Below are 18,706 nucleotides of genomic sequence, written 5' to 3'. Positions count from 1 at the left end.
TGAGCGGATGGGACTGATTTATGGTGTATTTTATATGATGTCAATCTTACGTAATGATTTCCCCCGGTATTATTACGTACTTTTTTAAAATGGCTATATCTGGTGTTAAGAGTGGACGGTTACACTAATTGATAGGATTGTCGTTAAGACACATTCAGTTTTACCTCATACGGTTCACGGCGTTGACGACAAAGCATCCAGGGGGTCAGTGGATAATTAGCCGTTCATTTAAGGATAAAACATTCATCAGGAATATTATTTGATGGTGCCCTGCTTTGCGGAAATAAGTGTGCTGTCAATTAATTACGACGATTTGGCTTTCATTAATTAGGTTGGAATATATGGACATATCTACCAATAATAGATTTTTAGACAGTGCATGGGTGGCGAAAGAGTGTACAGCGTTTCCAGCGTCGCCATTTCCATTGAGTTCAGATCAGCAAGCGATTTGGTTCGCTCAGACGCTGAATCCTGAATTAACAAATTACAATATAGGGAGCGTGATGATCATTGATGGCAATATCGTTCCCGATATCATAGTTAAAGCGTTTGATTCCGTCATTAAGCGGCATGATGTATTTCGTCTGCGTATGGTTGCCGGTACGTCGCCAGCACAATATTTTGACTCTTCCGCTTTGCCATTAATGGAATTTAAGGATTTTTCGACAACGGATAATCCAATAAATGAAGCTGAACAGTATGTGAATTTAAACTTTACGCAGCCATTTAATTTGGCTGAAAGGTTATGGCGCAGCGCATTAATCTTTGCCGGCAATAACCGCTGGTATTGGCAACTGTGCTGTCACCATATTATTGCCGATGGAACGAGCCTGAGCCTGCTTAATGCAGAGTTGAGCGAAAATTATAGTCGTCTAATTCGCGGGGAGCATTTATCTGAAAGCGCATCGTTATCTTATACCGATTTTGTTGCCAGTGACGCGGCTTATCTGGGGGCGAAGCAGTGCATCAAAGACCAGGCTTTTTGGCTTGAGCGATATACGGCATTGCCGCCGCAATTATTCCAGCCTTTGGTGACGGCGCGGACTCCGGCATCATATCTGCCTGAGCCTGTAAGCTGGATGCTTGAGGAAAGCCTTTTTCAGCGCATTGAACAGGCGGCTTCTTTATATGGGTTGTCCGTATTGCATTTCATGTATGCCCTTTTTGCCTGTTATTTTAAAAGAGTAAAAAACGTTGATGATATTGTTTTTGGTATCCCACTCCATAATCGAAAAAATGCCCGACAAAAAGCGGCGGTGGGAATGTATGCCTCTGTTATCCCGGTTCGCATTAGATTAACGGAGAAGGATTCCTTTTCTGATGTAATGCAAAAAGCGGCCGATGAATTACGTATTTGCTATAAACACCAGCGGCTGCCGATTACGGAAATTAACCGGAGAATAAAAAAACAGCAACATACCGACAGGGCGAATGTATTTGATATGTCGTTATCCTATGAACCTTACGACGTTAACATTCATCTGGAAGGGGCGACAATACAAACCATCAAACCTCATCACCGGGCGCAATATCCTTTAGCGATAACCATTAATCAGTACGCCATCACCGGCAATAATAAACAGAGCAAATCGGTCTGCGTTGAGTTTAATTATTCCCTCGACTATTTCACACCTGCCGATATTCAGGTTATGCAATCTCGCCTTGCTGTATTACTGGAAGGCGCGTTGCAGAATGTTGATACGCCAGTGTCTCTCCTGCCGGTTTTATCGCCACATGAGCGCCAGCAACTGCTGCAGCCTGCTCATGTTATAGAAAGTGGCGCTTCTAACCTATTAGTCCACGAAATGTTTGAAGCACAAGTCCGTCGCTCGCCACAGGCTATCGCTGCCGTTTTCGAGGGGAGTTCATTAACCTATGACGCTCTGAATCGCAGGGCAAACAGGCTGGCCCATCAGCTCATCAGACTGGGTGTTCATCCGAATGACCGCGTGGCTATTTGCCTGGAGCGCGGCCTCAACATGGTGATCGGCATCCTCGGTATCCTCAAGGCGGGCGGAGCCTATGTTCCTTTGGATCCGGTCTATCCGGGCGAACGGCTAAATTACATGCTGGAAGATTCCGCCCCCGCCGCACTGGTCACCCATTCTGCGCTTGCGCAGACGCTGAATAGCGCTACTCCTGCCGTGTTAATGGATGCGCCGTTACCAGCCGTCGCTGACGAAGATGATGAGAGCAATCCTGTGCCATTATCTCTCGGCCTGGCGGCGCACCATCTGGCCTACGTTATTTATACTTCCGGTTCCACAGGTCAGCCCAAAGGCGTGATGGTTGAACACCGCAATATCACCCGCCTTTTAACTGTCTGCCAGCCTGTTTTTAGCTTTAGTAGTAAAGATACCTGGTCGCTATGCCACTCTTTCTCTTTTGATTTTTCCGTTTGGGAGTTATTCGGCGCGTTATGCTCAGGCGGGCGGTTGATTGTGGTATCAACCGCATGCGCTCGCTCACCCCAGACGCTTTATGCACTGCTATGCCGTGAACAGGTTACGGTACTCAATCAAACCCCCAGCGCATTCCGCCAGTTAATTGCCGCCCAGGACTCAACTTCACACACCCTGCGTTGCATCATCTTTGGCGGCGAAGCGCTTGAAATGCGTTCTCTGGTGCCGTGGATTAACAACGCCTCAAACCGTAATACGCGGCTTATCAATATGTATGGCATCACGGAAATCACCGTGCATGCCACCTGGTATGAAATAGCGCCTTCAGATATTACCTCGCACGGTGCCAGTTTGATTGGCGGCCCGCTCTCCGATTTGCGGATCTACATTCTGGACAGTCACCGTCAACTGGTGCCGTTTGGCGTGACGGGCGAACTCTATATTGCTGGTAACGGTGTGGCGCGTGGTTACCTCAACCGGCCAGAGCTGACGGCAGAACGTTTTCTGCCGGATCCGTTCACCCCCGGCCAGCGGATGTACAGAACCGGCGATCTCGGGCGCTGGCTGCCGGACGGCAACATTGAGTTTCTCGGGCGCAACGATTTCCAGGTCAAACTGCGCGGGTTCCGCATTGAACCGGGGGAAATCAGCGCCTGCCTGACAGAGTGCGACGGCGTGCGCGACGCGGTGGTGATGGTGCGGGAAGACACGCCGGGCGATAAGCGGCTGGTTGCCTACCTGCTGGCAGAACCCGGCCACACGCCGGAGCCAGCCCGGCTGCGTCAGCAGCTGGCGCAGTCGCTGGCGGAGCACATGATGCCCGCCGCGTTTGTCACGCTGGAGAGCTTCCCGCTTACGCCCACCGGCAAGCTGGACAGGCAGGCGCTGCCCGCCCCGGATCGCACGGCGGTGGTCACCCGCGGGGATGAACCTCCGGCCGGTGAGGTGGAAACCGCGCTGGCCGCCATCTGGTGTGAGCTGCTGGGGCTGGCGCAGGTCGGGCGGCAGGACAATTTTTTCGAGCTCGGCGGCCATTCGCTGATGGTGGTGAGCCTGCTGGAGCGGCTGCGCGGCCAGGGGATGGCGCTGGATATCCGCGGGGCGTTCTCCGCCCCGGTGCTGGCTGAGATGGCACAGCGCATCACCGTCCGGGAGGCGGAGTCGCCGGTTCCGCCGCCGCGTATCCCGGCGCACTGCCGGGCCATCACGCCCGGTATGCTGCCGCTGGTCAGCCTGACGCAGGCGGAGACTGATGCGGTGGTGGAGACGGTGGACGGCGGCGCGGCGAACGTGCAGGACATCTACCCGCTGTCACCGCTGCAGGAGGGCATTCTGTTCCACCATCTGCTGCAGGCGCAGGGGGATGCCTACCTGCTCAGCAGCCTGCTGGCCTTTGACTCCCGCGTGCTGCTGGAGGCGTTTCTGGCAGCGCTGCAGCAGGTGATAGACCGCCACGACATCCTGCGCAGCGCGGTGTGCTGGCAGGGCGTGTCCCGCCCGGTGCAGGTGGTCTGGCGTCAGGCCGTTCTGCCGGTGACGGCGTTTGTGCCGCAGACCGGCCAGGATGTCGCCGGACAGCTGCGGGCACAGGCCAGCCCGCACAGCCAGCGCATGGACGTCAGCCGCGCCCCGCTGTTCAGCGCCCGGACGGCGTACGACCCGGCACAGCAGCGGTGGCTGCTGGCGCTTAACTTTCATCATCTGGTCTGCGACCACATCTCCATGGCGCTGGTCTGCGATGAAATCACGCAGATTCTGGACGGGAACGCCGCCGCGCTGGCGGCGCCGGTGCCCTACCGCAACTTTATCGCCCGCACGCTGCGGGTGCCGCAGAGTGAGCATGAGGCGTGGTTCCGCGCCCGGCTGGCGGATACTGACACCCCGACCGCACCGTATGACATTGCCGACACGCGGGAAAGCGGCGGGGTGTGCGGGGAAGCGCGGCAGACGCTGGATACCGCGCTGGCGGGGCATATCCGCGCGCAGGCGCGCCGGCTGGGCGTCAGCCCCGGCGTGCTGTTCCACACGGCGCTGGCGCGCCTGCTGGCGCAGCTGTGCGGACGGGATGACGTGGTGTTCGGCACCGTGCTGATGGGCCGTCTGCAGGCCGGGGACAGCGGCGAATCCGGTCCCGGCATGTTCATCAACACGCTGCCGCTGCGGGTGTCGCTGGCCGGCCAGGGAGTGCAGGAAGCGGTGCTGACCACGCGGGATGCGCTGGCGGCGCTGTGTGAGCATGAACAGGCGCCGCTGGCGCTGGCGCTGCGCTGCAGCGGGGTGCCGCAGCCGCTGCCGCTGTTCAGCACGCTGCTGAATTACCGCCACAGCCCGGCGCGCAGCAATCTTGTGCGCGAGGGTATCCGGCTGCTGGAAGCGGAAGAGCGGACCAGCTACCCGCTGGCGTTCTCGGTGGATGATACCGGGGAGGGGTTCATCCTGACGGCGCAGACGGTGGCCGGCATCGACCCGCAGCGCCAGCTGGGTTACCTGCTGACCACGCTGGCGGCGCTGAGCGCGGCGCTGGCGCATGAGCCGCAGCGCCCGGTGCTGAGCCTGCCCGTGCTGCCCGAAGGGGAGCGCAACCAGGTGCTGGTGGCGTTTAACGCCACGCGGGCGGCGGTGCCGGCGGAGGGGCTGGTTCACAGGCTGTTTGAGGCGCAGGTGGCGCGCACGCCGGAGGCGGTGGCGGTGGTCTGCGACGATATCACGCTCAGCTACGCTGCGCTGAACCGGCGGGCCAACCGGCTGGCGCACCGGCTGATGGCGCTGGGTGTGCGCCCGGATGACCGGGTGGCGGTGTGTCTGCCCCGCAGCGCGGATGTGCTGGTGGCGATACTGGGCATTCTGAAAGCGGGGGGCGCGTATGTGCCGCTGGACCCGGCGTACCCGGTGGGACGGCTGAACTATATGCTGGCGGATGCGTCCCCGGTGGCGCTGGTGACGCAGCGGGCGCTGGTGCAGACACTGAATACCGCGCTGCCGGTGGTGCTGACGGATGCGGCGCCGGAGGACGGTGTGGCGGAACACAACCCGGAGCCGCAGGGACTGACGGCGGAGCATCTGGCGTATGTGATTTACACCTCCGGCTCGACCGGGAAACCCAAGGGGGTGATGGTTGAGCACCGCAATGTTGTCAGCATGCAAAGCGCCATACAGGTGAGGCTGGGTATACAACATCCTTCGCGCGTGAGCATGAATGCCAGCATTGTGTTTGATGCCTCGGTGCAGAGCTGGGTGCACTTACTGTTGGGGCATACGATGGTCATCGTTCCGGAGGCGGTTCGTAAAGAGGGTGGCGCGCTGTTAGCATTCTTGCGCCGTCAACGCGTTGATGTGATCGATTGCACGCCCCTTCAGTTGCAGGGGCTGATTGCCGCAGGGTTACAGAAAGCGTATGAGGGCTATCCCTGTACTGTCATTATCGGTGGCGATGCGATCCCGTTATCAGCCTGGTCGGCCATGCAAAACATTGAGCAGATCCGTTTTGTTAACGCCTATGGGCCGACGGAGTGTACCGTCAATGCCAGTATGTGCGTGGTTGATAAAACGCTGGCGACGCCGTGCATTGGCAAACCGCTCGACAACACGCAGATCTATTTCCTCGATGATCACGGTCAGCCAGTACCGCTGGGGATCTGCGGCGAGCTTTATATCGCTGGCAACGGCGTGGCACGGGGTTACCTCAACCGCCCGGAACTGACGGCAGAGCGTTTCCTGCCGGACCCGTTCACGCCAGGTCAGCGGATGTACAGAACCGGCGACCTCGGTCGCTGGCTGCCGGACGGCAATATTGAGTTCCTCGGGCGTAATGATTTCCAGGTCAAACTGCGCGGATTCCGCATCGAGCCGGGGGAAATCGAGGCCTGCCTGACGGCGTGCGCTGGCGTGCGTGACGCGGTGGTGATTGCACGGGAAGAGACGCCGGGTGACAAACGGTTGGTCGCTTACCTGCTGGCAGAACCCGGCCACACGCCGGAGCCTGCCCGGCTGCGTCAGCAGCTGGCGCAGTCGCTGGCGGAATATATGCTGCCAGCCGCGTACGTCACGCTGGAGAGCTTTCCGCTTACGCCGAACGGCAAGCTGGACAGGCAGGCGCTGCCCGCGCCGGATCGCGCTGCGCTGGTCACCCGCGGGGATGAACCCCCGGCTGGTGAGGTGGAAAACATGCTTGCGGCTATCTGGTGTGAGCTGCTGGGGCTGTCGCAGGTCGGGCGGCATGACAACTTTTTTGAACTCGGTGGTCACTCTTTACTGGCGGTTCAGCTGTTAAACCGCATGGCAAAAACTGGGCTGGCTATCTCACTGGCGACACTCTTTGCCAGGCCATCCCTGGCGCAGCTTGCTGGCTTTATTCAGGACAGGGAAAAATCACTCGCATCACCTTTTGCCGATAATCCTGTTGTGCTGCGGGGGGAAGGTACGCAACCGCCGCTTTTTCTGGTACACGAGCCTTCCGGCGATCCGCTGGTCTATTCGCCGCTGGCTACGATGTTGCGGGTCGATCGCCCCGTGTATGCACTTTCGGCACTTGGTCTGCATAACGCAGAGAATCCGCCGACATCGCTGGAAGCGCTGGCCGCCTGCCATATTGAAGCCATCCGTCGCGTACAGCCGCATGGACCTTACCACCTTGCGGGCTGGTCTTTGGGCGGTGTTATCAGTTATGAAATTGCACTGCAGTTGCAACGAAGCGGGGAAGAGATCGCCTTTATCGGCATGATTGACAGCTATCATCCGGCTGCGCATCAGAAGCGTGATGTCAGCGCGAGCAGCGAGCCGGCAGTGCGTGACGAAATGATCGTCAATTTCTTATCCATGCATGTGCCGGAGAGCGAAAGGTCGATACTGGCACAGCTGCAAAGTCCCCTTGATATGCAAGCCGTTTTTGATCTTTGCAGCGAACATAACTGGTTGCCGAAGGATATTGGCTATGAGGATCTGCTGTTACGCCTGGAAACGGTGTTGTACATCAGGCCGCTGGGGCTTCGGTATCAGCCGATTCCTGCGGATCTCACCATCAATCTTTACACGGCAAATCTGGAGGAAAGCGACGACATCTGGCGCGGCTGGCACGGCACAGTAAGCAGCGATTCGTCGCTGCATGTTATTGGTGGGTCGCATTTATCGATTATGCAACCGCCGTTGCTGGCGCAACTGGCGAAGACAATGTCGGCAGACCTGCTCCCCCGATCTTCCTACCAGCCGGTGGTTGTTATGCAGGCGGGGGCCGATTGCGAAACGCCACTATTTTGCATCCCGGGTGCCGGTGCATCCGCATTCAGTTTTCTTGACGTGGTGGGACTTTTGCCTGCAACACTTCCTGTTTATGCGCTGCAGGCGCGCGGGCTCACCGATGTGAAAACCATGCCGCATCTGACAATTGAAGAGACGGCACGTGATTACATCAGCGCAATGCGTGAACGTCAGCCTTCCGGGCCATATCACCTTATTGGGCACTCCTTTGGCGGCTGGATAGCCTTTGAAATTGCGCTGCAATTACAGGCGCAAGGGGAGACGGTTGCCGATCTGATTATCATTGACAGCCGCTCTCCCGGGGCTAAACCGCCGGTCAGCCACCTCGGGGCAGTGATGAAATTAATCAGCATTTATAATTTGATGCTGAACCGGGAGCTGCCCATTACGGAGGACGCGCTATTGGGAATGGCGCCACAGCAGCGGCTTATCTGTTTACATCAACTTTTGATTGAGGCGGGGGTTTACACCCGCAACACGCCACTTTCGTTGCTGGCTGGTGTTTTCCATGTGTTGTACGCAAACCTCAATACCTCCTATATTCCCCGCGCGCGTTACCAGGGGAGGTTGCATAGCATTACTGCACAAGAGGCTAATGGGGCAGAGCGGGAACAGCGCGAAGCGGTATGGCGTGAATACGCGACACAATTCACCGCCATGCTGAGCCCAGGAAATCATATGACTATGCTGACCATGCCGCACGCGGGCGCGCTTGCCGATCATATTACGACCGTGATCAGTCAGCCTTAGCCGGGCCCGTTTCTCATCACCAACCTGAACCACCTCGGATGAGGTGGTTTTTTTATTTATGCGTCTAAAAACAAAGATCCGCGCTGCCTCCTGCTTCCGGTTGTATTTGCACGCTGGTAAAGTGATTCGCGGGAAAAGGCGAGGGAACAGAGGCAGACAAAGATGAGCGGGCGCATCGACTATCAGATTGAAAAATATAGTTTCACCGCAGTTGATGAAACGCCGCGTCTGGCGCGTCAGTGGGCAGATGTCATGGACGAGTGCCGCCAGACGCAGGCCGGGGCGCAGGAACGTTTACGCATTGCACTGTTGAATGTGGATTACGTTACCAGCCTGGAGCTACCTTTTCGTTTGTTGCTGGTTCGTGCGCCGCAGCTTATTGACAGCCTGCGCGACGAGCTGCAAATCAGCCGCAAACCCGCCGTTATCAGCGGCAGCCGCTGGGGATGTACTTACAGTCTGAAAAGCGATTTAAGCGCTATCCCGGATGCCTTTAGCTACCGCTTTTCCAATCGTATTCGTCGCCTTGATCCCACCAACGTTACGGCTGCGCCGTACCAGCAAATCGCCAAAGAGGTTAAAGCCCCGCGCGAACGTCTGAAGCTGGCGCTGGAGAGGGGGCTCCAGGTCACGGCGCTTGATGCGTTATTCTGGTTTGGCATTCAGCGGCTGGCCGCCGATGTGGCGAGACTCAGAAAGAAAGGGATGAGGATCAGCACCGCAGAAACGGATGTATTCGATAGCCTGACGGGCACAACGCGGCGGGTACCGTATTATCAACTTGAACAGCGTTAAAGAAACTTTAGCGATGAATTAAAATACATTCAGAAATGCTTTCCGAAAATATTGCGCGGCTTTATTACCGGCAATAATATTATCTGGAAAGTGCTGTGCGATAATTAGTTCATCAATTAATAACTCCGAATATTAATAATTAAGTAAATTTCTTTATTTATTCCTAATCTTTAAAATTCGATGTGAAAAAATGAAACGTTTTGGTTTATTGTTGCCGTGTTATGCGCAGGGATAGTTACGCGCAAATATCACAAAGCAATAAACAGAGAGGGAACGATGAGCGATAGCTTCCAGCGGGAGATACCGAAAGCACGTATCAACCTGAAACTCGACCTGCATACGGGCGGAGCACAGAAAAAAACAGAATTACCGTTGAAATTACTGGTGACGGGTGATTTTAGTAATGGGCAGGAAACGGCGTCTTTAAGCGAACGCGTTAAAGTCAACGTTAATAAAAATAACTTTAATAGTGTTCTTTCTGATTATTCCCCAAAAGTTAACCTTATTGTTGAAAATACCCTGGCGGGTAATGCCAGCGAAGAGAATATCAGCTTGACGTTCCGCGATATGAAAGATTTCACGCCAGAAGAGGTTGCCCGCCAAATTCCCCAGCTCAAAGCGATGCTGGCAATGCGCAATCTGCTTCGCGATCTGAAAGCGAACTTACTCGATAATCAGACTTTCCGAAAGGAATTAGAAAAAATTCTTCTTAACCCCTCTCTCAGCGCAGAACTGCGTGATGAGCTCTCCTCTCTTGCGCCCAAACAGCCATAAATGCTGGCGAAGTTTTAACAGATGAATAAGGAATGTTGATGTCTGTACAAAATGAAAGTGTCGCCACAGGCGAAAGCGTGGTTTTACAAGGCACGCAAGCGGGAGGTGTGTATGCCTCTTTATTTGAAAAAATCAATCTGAACCCGGTAACAACGCTAAGCGCGCTGGATATCTGGCAGGATGCGCAGGCGATGTCGGATGCAACAGCCGATGAGCGTCTGACCGCAGGGATGCAGGTGTTCCTGGAATGCCTGACAAAATCCGATTCGAAAGTTGAAAAACTTGACCGCAATTTGATTGATCACCATATCGCAGAGCTGGATTACCAGATTAGCCGTCAACTGGATGCGGTGATGCACCATGAGGCGTTTCAGGCAGTAGAAAGTCTGTGGTGTGGGCTGAAATCTCTGGTGGATAAAACCGATTTTCGCCAGAACGTCAAAATCGAACTGCTCGATCTCTCCAAAGACGATCTGCGCCAGGATTTTGAAGATAGCCCCGAAATTATCCAGAGTGGTTTATACAAACACACTTATATCGATGAATATGACACGCCGGGTGGCGAGCCCATTGCCGCGCTGATTTCTGCTTACGAGTTTGATGCTTCTGCGCAGGATGTCGCTTTGCTGCGCAATATTTCGAAAGTGTCTGCCGCTGCCCACATGCCGTTTATCGGCTCTGCGGGGCCGAAATTTTTCCTCAAGGACGCGATGGCGGACGTGGCGGCGATAAAAGATATCGGCAACTACTTTGACCGCGCTGAGTACATCAAGTGGAAATCCTTTCGCGAGACGGACGACTCCCGCTATATCGGTCTGGTGATGCCGCGTGTGCTTGGCCGCCTGCCATATGGCCCTGACACCGTGCCGGTACGCAGTTTCAATTATGTGGAAGAAGTGAAAGGGCCGGATCACGATAAATATCTGTGGACCAACGCCTCGTTCGCCTTTGCCGCCAATATGGTACGCAGCTTTATCAATAACGGTTGGTGTGTACAAATTCGTGGCCCGCAGGCGGGCGGTGCAGTTCAGGATCTGCCTATTCACCTTTACGACCTCGGCACGGGAAATCAGGTAAAAATCCCCTCTGAAGTGATGATCCCGGAAACGCGTGAGTTCGAGTTCGCAAATCTCGGCTTTATTCCACTGTCGTATTACAAAAATCGTGATTACGCCTGCTTCTTCTCCGCTAACTCCACGCAGAAACCGGCGCTGTACGATACCGCTGACGCAACCGCCAATAGCCGTATCAATGCGCGCCTGCCGTATATCTTCCTGCTCTCGCGTATTGCGCATTATCTGAAGCTTATTCAGCGTGAAAACATCGGTACGACCAAAGATCGCCGATTACTGGAACTGGAGCTGAACACCTGGGTGCGCAGTCTGGTCACTGAAATGACCGATCCGGGCGACGAGCTGCAGGCTTCCCACCCGCTGCGTGATGCCAAAGTCGTGGTGGAAGATATTGACGATAACCCGGGGTTCTTCCGCGTCAAACTCTATGCCATCCCGCATTTTCAGGTCGAAGGCATGGACGTCAACCTGTCACTGGTTTCCCAGATGCCGAAGGCCAAGTCATAAGGCGAAGGAATACCAGGGATGAAGATCTATCGTCCGTTATGGAATGAAGGGGCCTTGCTGGCCCCTCAGCAGTTCCAGCAGCAGTCCGGGTGGGAATCTTTTTCCCGTGCCGGATTATCCCGGCTTTACAGCCCCTTTCCGTGGGGGGTTGAGCGAGTCGAGTTCAATGAGGCCCTTCTCGCGTCTGATCGGGTGCAGGTGCAGACCCTGCGTCTGTGGCTGCCGGATGGCACACTGGTTGACACACAAAACAGTGATTTACCGCCTGAGCCGAGAGAAGTGGCGCTGCCGGACTCCGGTCAGGTGGAGAGTGTGACCGTGCTGATTGCGCTGCCAGTGATGCAACCCGGCATTGTTAATGTCCAGATGGAAACCGTGTCTGCCGAACGTCCGCTGCGCTATCGCGAAGAGTGGGTGGCCGTTCAGGATCTATTCGGTCAGGAAGAAGAGCCAATGGCCGTGGCCCGTTTCAATCTTGCGTTCCGCTTTGATCACGAAAGTAACGATGCCTGGCAGACCTGTGCCGTAGCTCGTCTGTTGCGTGATGGGCAGGGCGGCTGGCGTCAGGATCCGGACTTTGTGCCACCGATGGCAATGTTCTCTGCAAGCAGCCTGTTACGTGAACGTCTGGTGCTGCTGAACCGCCAGTTGCGTTCCCGACGCCAGCGTCTGATGGCGATGCGTCGCGAGAGCAATGACCGCATGGCAGACTTTGCGGTTGCCGATGTCTCGCTGTTCTGGTTGCTGAATGCGCTAAATACGCATGCCCGTGTTTTGACTGAGTTCGAACGCTTCCCGGCTCGTCACCCTGAACAGGTATGGGCAGAGCTGGCGCGACTTGCCGGCAGCCTGCTGACGTTTTCGCTGGATCGCGATCTGGATGCAATCCCGAGCTATGACCATCACGCTCCGGAAAACACCTTCCCGCCGTTATTTGAACTTATCAGTGAGCTATTGGAAGCCAGTCTGCCGTCGCGCGTGGTTGCCGTGAATATGACCCGCCTGGACGAGCAAACCTGGAAGCCGCGCAGAATGAAACAGACAGTAGCCGGGCGATGAACCAGTATAATTACAATCGTCTTCTCAAGCAGATCGACTCCAGTAATGACGGCATTTATTCTGAGCAAGAGTATTTGCAGGCCGTGCATAACCCGTCTTACCGCGATCATCTCCACCGCATTATCGTCATGCACCCCAGCGAATGGTATTACGGAAAGGCCGATATCTATTTTTAAACTCAATCAAGCAGCTTATGAAGGGGCTCCAGCCGAATTTCTTGATACCACAAATGGTGGCCTTTTTTGCACAATATTTATGATTCATCACATTAATTTTATGAGGGTAAATATGTGTAATCGAATTTATTTAGTCTATTTGTTATTGATATCATTGCTATCAGGTATTGCGCACTCAGATGATGATATAAAAGAAACTCGTTGGGTGTTTGATAAAATATCAGAGCGTAATCTTTTTGGTAAGCATAATACTTACACCGTCAATTATCTTAATATGATTTACAATAAATCCATTTTGAATATTGGAAATAAGAGATTAATAATAACCAATGATTTCCTGGAAAATAAAAATATATGTTCTATGGAATATGTTAAGTTGAAGAAAAGCGCTCTTTCATACTTCATGTCGACTAATATCGTAAATATGTATAGCATGTTGTTCAAATATGAAAACATTCAATTCCCAGAAGATGTTTATGAAATTACATCATTGTTTCCTGGTAAAGAGTGTCCAGTTCCTTATGATGCAATTGTAAAAGCTGGGAGTAATTTGTTTGTTACCGATCAGGATTATGTTGTTTTTTATAAACAGAGCAATGTCATTACACCTCAAGATAATGCTTTGTATTTAAATAATAATTGGGGTAAATATTGTCATAATAGAAATGTTGAAAGCCAATTTGATGGTACATCTGAGTATATTTGTATATTTGACAATATGGGCATAAAAGAGTCTTATCAGGAAGTTATTTCATTTGATGAGAGCGCATCTGGTAAACTAAGTAAAATTTTACCTAACGATAACAATAGCTATAAAGCTAATGGTTTTTCTGTTGATTATAAATGGGTTGATAACGACAGATTAAAGATATTGGTTGCAATGGATTCCGAAACCACTAGTTACTATTTTTATAAGAATAACACAGGGACAAACTTACATGTGTTAGTTGAGGCGCAGTATTAACATGTCCATGGCTGTTGTTTTGTATCAGTATTATTAATTTTATGATGGTTTATTCGGTAATTTAGATTAGTTATTGTGATGATTGTTTTTTATTAAGTGGTTTAATTTACTAATTATTTTTAACTCTAAATATACTTAAGTAATAAATTTTAATTTAAAATATAGGGATAATAATCTTGATAGTGCGAAATAGTACGAGTTGACGACTAAAAAAGTATAATGTCGATTATATCAATACAAGAGTTATGCATTCAATTACAGGATAAATCAGTGGGTTCATAGTCCTTATTTGTTAAGTGAAACCACAGATGTAATTTAGGGATATATATCTATGTTAGCAATCGTTCGTATTGGTGATAAAACCACGCATGGTGGCGCTGTGTTAACAGGATCCTGCACAATGAAGTTTGGCGGCATTGGCGTGGCACGTAAAGGCGATAAGGTTTCATGCCCAAAAGAGGGGCATGGGCCTACGACAATTGTTGAGGGAAATCCAGACTATCTTGATCAGGGGGTTCCTGTTGCGTTCCATGGCCATAAATGTGGATGTGGTTGCACGCTGATCAGTTCATTTTCGGCGGGGAAGGTAGCATAACTATGCCGGTGTTTCTCGATGAAGTCCCTGCGGCAATCCCCAAAGTTCATCGCCCTGATACACGTAAATGGTTAGGGTTATTGGTGTTTCTGCTGATTGTAGGCTGTGTGCTGTCTTTTTTATTTTGGACTGGTACGAAAGCGGGGCGTTTTATGCCCGACTTCACCACGAACGCGAACTGAATAAATCCGCCAGGCTGCACCTGTTCAGCAACGCCGCCGGGTTGATGCCGGGCATGGTGCTGGAAGCAGACGGCAGCAACCTTAATGACCTGAAAGACGGCATGCTGATGACGCTTATCACCTATCGCGCCGCCCGCGACACGCGCTTGCATATGTCGGTATGGGGAATGCCGTACAGCGAACAGTTCTGCTTCCGGCCACAGGAGGAACCCCGGCCACACATCCACGGCACGTTGCCGGCGCGCATTGAAAGCCGGGAGCAGGGCGATATCTATGCCTGGCTGGACAATCAGGGCCGTTACCGGGTGAAGATGGACTTCAGCCGCGAAGATGCGGAGCCGGGCTACAACTACCTGTGGATACGCCAGGCGAAGCCCTGTTCCGGCGACACTTACGGCTGGCACACGCCGCTGACTGACGGCACGGAAGTTGGAATCGCCTATGAAGACGGTGATATCGACCGCCCGTATATTGCCCACGCCTTCCACGATTCAGAACATCAGGACATCGTCACCCGCGATAACCGCAGCCAGAACATCCTGCGCACGGCAGCAGGCAACGAGCTACGAATGGAAGACCTGCGTGGGCAGGAACATATTGCACTCACTACGCCATTCGGCGGTACACAGCTCAACCAGGGCCATATCTCTGATGAGCAGAGCAAACAGCGGGGCTCCGGTTTTGAACTCAGAACGGATGAATACGGCGTCATCCGCGTGGCGAAAGGACTGTTTATCACCGCTGACGGTCAGCAGAAGGCGGTAGGGGAGGTGCTGGACATGGAAACGGCGCTGAAAGAAATCGACGTCTGCCAACAGCAACTGAAAGCTCTGGCTGCTGCCGCAGAGCAGGCGCAGGCACTTGAAGCCGATATTGCCAGCCAGAAAGCGATGTTCGACCAGCGCCTGAAACCGCTGAACGGGATGATTCATTCCCATGGCCCGCAAGGCGTGGCCTTCACCAGCGGCGAACATCTGCAACTGGCTGCTGGTCAGAATGTGGCAGTGAACGCGGGGGGAGATTTCAGCAGCGGAGCGATGGGGAATGCGGCAATTCTGGCCGGAGAAGGTGTCGGTCTGTTCGCACGAACGGGTTCACTGACGCTGAACGCCAGCGAAGGTCCGGTGCAGATCCAGGCACAGAACGGCGCAATGCACTTATCCGCAGAACAAAAGCTGAGCCTGATATCAGCGAGCGACATACTGTTCGCCGGTAAGAAGAAGGTGACGCTGATCGGCGGCGGCAGCTATCTCGTCATCGACAACGGGAAGGTAGAGTACGGCACGGATATGACCTATACGCGGAGGATAAAGCGGACGTATCTGACAGCACCAGCATCCTTGAGCGGAATGATGCCTTCGTTTAGCCAAAGTGGCATATGTTTGAGTTGTCTTCTTGAAGCAGCAGAAAATGGTGCGCCGATACTAATTAAGGGAGAATAATAATGAAGCATTCAATAGTAGACCGTCTGAAAGAAATACAAAATGAAAGCGATAAAAGAAAAATATATGCTCTTGTGGATGGTGCTCAGTATGATCGTTTCTGCACAATAGAATTATTTAAACGCAATGGTGTCATGCCTTTATTTGATAGTTGGGAGGATAGATGTCTCGCATTTGCAGGACCTTGGCTATTGGCTTTGGAGAGTATTGATAATGATCTTTTTTCCATATTAAATAATTTAGAGTTGAAATACCCTTCTGTTTCCTGGATTTTAAGTTCGTCATCTTTTGATGATCTCTTTTTCCATTTGAAAAATAGGCTGGAAGTAATTATGCCAAATAATCAGGTGGCAATGCTGCGGTATTATGATCCTCGGGTTCTTATCTTTCTGCCAGAGGTTTTAACAGACAAACAATTAGATGTATTTTTAATGTCAATCATAAGCTGGGGCTGCAAATATAACGGTGAGGATTATTTTATAAAATAATTTTTCGTTGGTTTCGCAATAGAGGATTGTTTATGGGAGTGAAAGTGAGGGTTCAAAGCCCCTCAGAAGTAGCACGGTGCGAGGACCCAGCCATCAGTGCGACTTTACCTTGTGCATCTTGCTGGAGTAAAGACTATGCCAAAGAAATTAAGGTGAATCCTGTAAAAAGGTATTCAGATCAGTTAAACGCTGAAGGTAAATCGTATGAATATAATTTTGGTGCGAGACAATATAAATTAACAATTTACTGTAAAACTTTAAAAAAAGTTAGTGTGGAAATACGATTGAAGATTGAGCCAGATAAAGGTGTAGACGAAACTGTTATTGAGAAATCAAAAAAATCCTTAATAAAAGGTATTAAAGAAAATTGGGATAATAAGTTTTCTTTAAAAACGACAGATCCTAAATGTGGAGTTAAAATATTCCCAATAGAATTCAAAGTGGAGTTTGTAGCGTCAAATGAACATTATGTTTTTAGAATTCATAAACAATATAATCGTGAGGGGGTTACTGGGAAGTTTCTTGACGTGTCTACAGATACAGGGTCTTGGGTTTATGCTCATGAGTTTGGACATTGTTTTGGGTTACCAGATGAGTATGGTTATAAAGCAGGCGTACAGAAAAAAGACCAGGTTGTTTACTACAAGCCTGATGGCAAGCTTGATGCGCCATTTTCGGTTCCCTATAATGGCGGGAATCCGGCAGAACCGTCGTCGACAATTATGGCTGCGTACGGAAATACTACTATATTGAAAAGGCATGGTTGGCTCATTGCTATTGAAGCAAGAGATTTACTTAATGAGCCTGGTTTAGGAAGAAAAATTGAATGCGACATAATATAGTACTGGTGTTTTTTATTTGTATTTTTTCTCCAGCCTTATACTCAAAAGGGTTTAAAATGATTGAAAATAACTACTTCATTATCAGTACAAATTGTGAAAGACAAGAGGAATGTGTTTACAATAATGAAAGAGAGATCCCTGTTGTTGTTACTATCAAAAATATTAGTTCAAAAGGATTTTATATCCCCCTGAAGTTCATAGAAAAAACTGGACCTGGTGTTGAACTCATTGATCGTCGAACAAAAAAAAAGCATGCCCTTGAGACCAAATATTGCTAATTGGGATTTAAAGAAAGAAATGACATATATTCCAGTTAATGGAAGTGTATCATTTAAATGGGCTATTTTAGATGCGGAAATATCTTCCTTTATTGTTGCTGGCTCTGTTGATGTTGTCGCGGTTTTTTCCGTTCTAACCAATGTGTATGATTCAGAAAGGACAAATGTGGGTGAATTCATCTCATCAACAAAATTAATTATTACTGGTGAAAATTTGGATGAAGATAAGCACTGATCAATTAGTTTTACTGGATTTTTATTCTAAAAATGCTTTCGCCAATGAGTTGTCGGAACATTACAAAGAGATATTCCCTTTTATTTATAATGAATTAGGTGCGAAAAAATTAAAGATTAGTCTTGCAAAATTAATTAACAAAGCTAAGGAATTAAACATAACGCAACGTGGCCCTCTGCAATTATATATTGACATGGCGATAGTGCTTGGTTATGGGTTTGACACCGATCCAATGTATTCTTGTTTTAGCTCTGTAAATGAGCAATATTCATCAGGCACAGAATTAGAAAGATCTCTACAGATATATGATAAGTTTAATGGATATTTAAAAGATGTTATGGGAGAGAATAATTTACATATTTTAGGTTTTAAAAATAAGCTTGCGAATGAAAAATTTGATGGCTTTAGTAACATTAATTTCAGTGATCAAATATTTGACTTGTTAAATGATCTTTATCCACAAAAGTGTAGATATTTGGGTTGTGATAAAGTAAAAGAGCTCATATGTCTTGGGCTTGAGAATCCGGATACATACTATCTTAATTTAGGTTCTCGTGCCGTGTTTGTTCTTGTAATGTTTGTTGTGGGATATAAATTTCAATCGGATTGCTTTCATTTGTATGAAGGCTTTTTCTCTGAAGAAACGGGTGGCGACGATCAGTTTTTAATTTACAAGGCAAAAGAATTTTTAACGAAGTATATAGACGCAATGGTGACTTGATTAAATCAATCCCATGTTGTTCGGCTTAATAAGCCTGCTATTCAGCTACGCTACCGAGTTGATGCCCGGCTATAAATACCTGTAGATACGCCAGACCCCATACCTGCGATACTTACGGCTGGCCACCGCCGCAGAGCAGACGCAGGCACTTGAAGCCGATATTGCCAGCC

The 18,706-nt window shown here is 50.8% G+C and carries 10 protein-coding genes and 2 pseudogenes; all 12 read left to right on the top strand.

Annotation, left to right across the window (positions count from 1 at the left end; genetic code table 11):
* Nucleotides 1-341 precede the first annotated feature (341 nt).
* The 12 genes and pseudogenes from DFO56_RS17305 (at nucleotide 342) to DFO56_RS17245 (ending at nucleotide 18,536) form a co-directional block, all read left to right on the top strand.
* Nucleotides 342-8,405 carry a non-ribosomal peptide synthetase gene (locus DFO56_RS17305; protein WP_082071794.1) on the top strand — a complete coding sequence of 2,688 codons (8,064 nt, stop codon included), beginning with the start codon at nucleotides 342-344 and terminating at the stop codon, nucleotides 8,403-8,405.
* Between the two features lie 162 nt (nucleotides 8,406-8,567).
* Complete coding sequence (locus DFO56_RS17300) at nucleotides 8,568-9,200, top strand: helix-turn-helix domain-containing protein (protein WP_045512206.1); 633 nt, start codon at nucleotides 8,568-8,570, stop codon at nucleotides 9,198-9,200.
* A gap of 276 nt (nucleotides 9,201-9,476) precedes the next feature.
* Nucleotides 9,477-9,974, top strand: a complete 498-nt coding sequence (gene tssB, locus DFO56_RS17295; protein WP_045512209.1) for a type VI secretion system contractile sheath small subunit — start codon at nucleotides 9,477-9,479, stop codon at nucleotides 9,972-9,974.
* 32 nt (nucleotides 9,975-10,006) lie between these two features.
* A complete protein-coding gene (tssC, locus tag DFO56_RS17290; RefSeq protein ID WP_045512212.1) occupies nucleotides 10,007-11,554 on the top strand; it encodes a type VI secretion system contractile sheath large subunit in 1,548 nt (515 codons plus the stop codon).
* Between the two features lie 18 nt (nucleotides 11,555-11,572).
* Nucleotides 11,573-12,577: pseudogene (tssK, locus tag DFO56_RS17285) on the top strand (type VI secretion system baseplate subunit TssK); the annotation flags it as partial.
* 81 nt (nucleotides 12,578-12,658) lie between these two features.
* Nucleotides 12,659-13,753 (top strand): hypothetical protein, encoded by a 1,095-nt coding sequence (locus DFO56_RS25175; protein ID WP_158539533.1) that lies wholly within the window; start codon nucleotides 12,659-12,661, stop codon nucleotides 13,751-13,753.
* A 331-nt stretch (nucleotides 13,754-14,084) separates the two neighbouring features.
* Nucleotides 14,085-14,348, top strand: coding sequence for a PAAR domain-containing protein (locus tag DFO56_RS17270; RefSeq protein ID WP_071925228.1), 264 nt, complete (start codon nucleotides 14,085-14,087; stop codon nucleotides 14,346-14,348).
* Nucleotides 14,349-14,484: 136 nt separating this feature from the next.
* Nucleotides 14,485-15,972: pseudogene (locus DFO56_RS17265) on the top strand (DUF2345 domain-containing protein); the annotation flags it as partial.
* A gap of 2 nt (nucleotides 15,973-15,974) precedes the next feature.
* Nucleotides 15,975-16,460: a DUF4123 domain-containing protein gene (locus tag DFO56_RS17260; protein ID WP_052679818.1), complete on the top strand. Its 486-nt coding sequence runs from the start codon at nucleotides 15,975-15,977 to the stop codon at nucleotides 16,458-16,460.
* A 32-nt stretch (nucleotides 16,461-16,492) separates the two neighbouring features.
* Nucleotides 16,493-17,302, top strand: a complete 810-nt coding sequence (locus DFO56_RS17255; protein ID WP_045512222.1) for a hypothetical protein — start codon at nucleotides 16,493-16,495, stop codon at nucleotides 17,300-17,302.
* A gap of 219 nt (nucleotides 17,303-17,521) precedes the next feature.
* Entirely contained in the window at nucleotides 17,522-17,815 is a 294-nt protein-coding gene (locus tag DFO56_RS24655; RefSeq protein WP_147271686.1) for a hypothetical protein, read from the top strand.
* Nucleotides 17,799-18,536, top strand: coding sequence for a hypothetical protein (locus tag DFO56_RS17245; protein WP_045512228.1), 738 nt, complete (start codon nucleotides 17,799-17,801; stop codon nucleotides 18,534-18,536). Before DFO56_RS24655 ends, DFO56_RS17245 begins: the two co-directional genes overlap by 17 nt.
* Nucleotides 18,537-18,706: the final 170 nt, after the last annotated feature.

It is taken from the genome of Kosakonia sp. AG348 (genome assembly GCF_003337365.1).
Taxonomy (GTDB): domain Bacteria; phylum Pseudomonadota; class Gammaproteobacteria; order Enterobacterales; family Enterobacteriaceae; genus Kosakonia.
This window is presented reverse-complemented; position numbering and strand designations above follow the sequence as displayed.

Excerpts from the sequence above, each read along its gene's own strand:
- DFO56_RS17305 (WP_082071794.1), top strand. The coding sequence starts at position 342 with ATGGACATATCTACCAATAATAGATTTTTAGACAGTGCATGGGTGGCG.
- DFO56_RS17300 (WP_045512206.1), top strand. The coding sequence starts at position 8,568 with ATGAGCGGGCGCATCGACTATCAGATTGAAAAATATAGTTTCACCGCA.
- tssB (WP_045512209.1), top strand. The coding sequence starts at position 9,477 with ATGAGCGATAGCTTCCAGCGGGAGATACCGAAAGCACGTATCAACCTG.
- tssC (WP_045512212.1), top strand. The coding sequence starts at position 10,007 with ATGTTGATGTCTGTACAAAATGAAAGTGTCGCCACAGGCGAAAGCGTG.
- DFO56_RS25175 (WP_158539533.1), top strand. The coding sequence starts at position 12,659 with ATGACGGCATTTATTCTGAGCAAGAGTATTTGCAGGCCGTGCATAACC.
- DFO56_RS17270 (WP_071925228.1), top strand. The coding sequence starts at position 14,085 with ATGTTAGCAATCGTTCGTATTGGTGATAAAACCACGCATGGTGGCGCT.
- DFO56_RS17260 (WP_052679818.1), top strand. The coding sequence starts at position 15,975 with ATGAAGCATTCAATAGTAGACCGTCTGAAAGAAATACAAAATGAAAGC.
- DFO56_RS17255 (WP_045512222.1), top strand. The coding sequence starts at position 16,493 with ATGGGAGTGAAAGTGAGGGTTCAAAGCCCCTCAGAAGTAGCACGGTGC.
- DFO56_RS17245 (WP_045512228.1), top strand. The coding sequence starts at position 17,799 with ATGAAGATAAGCACTGATCAATTAGTTTTACTGGATTTTTATTCTAAA.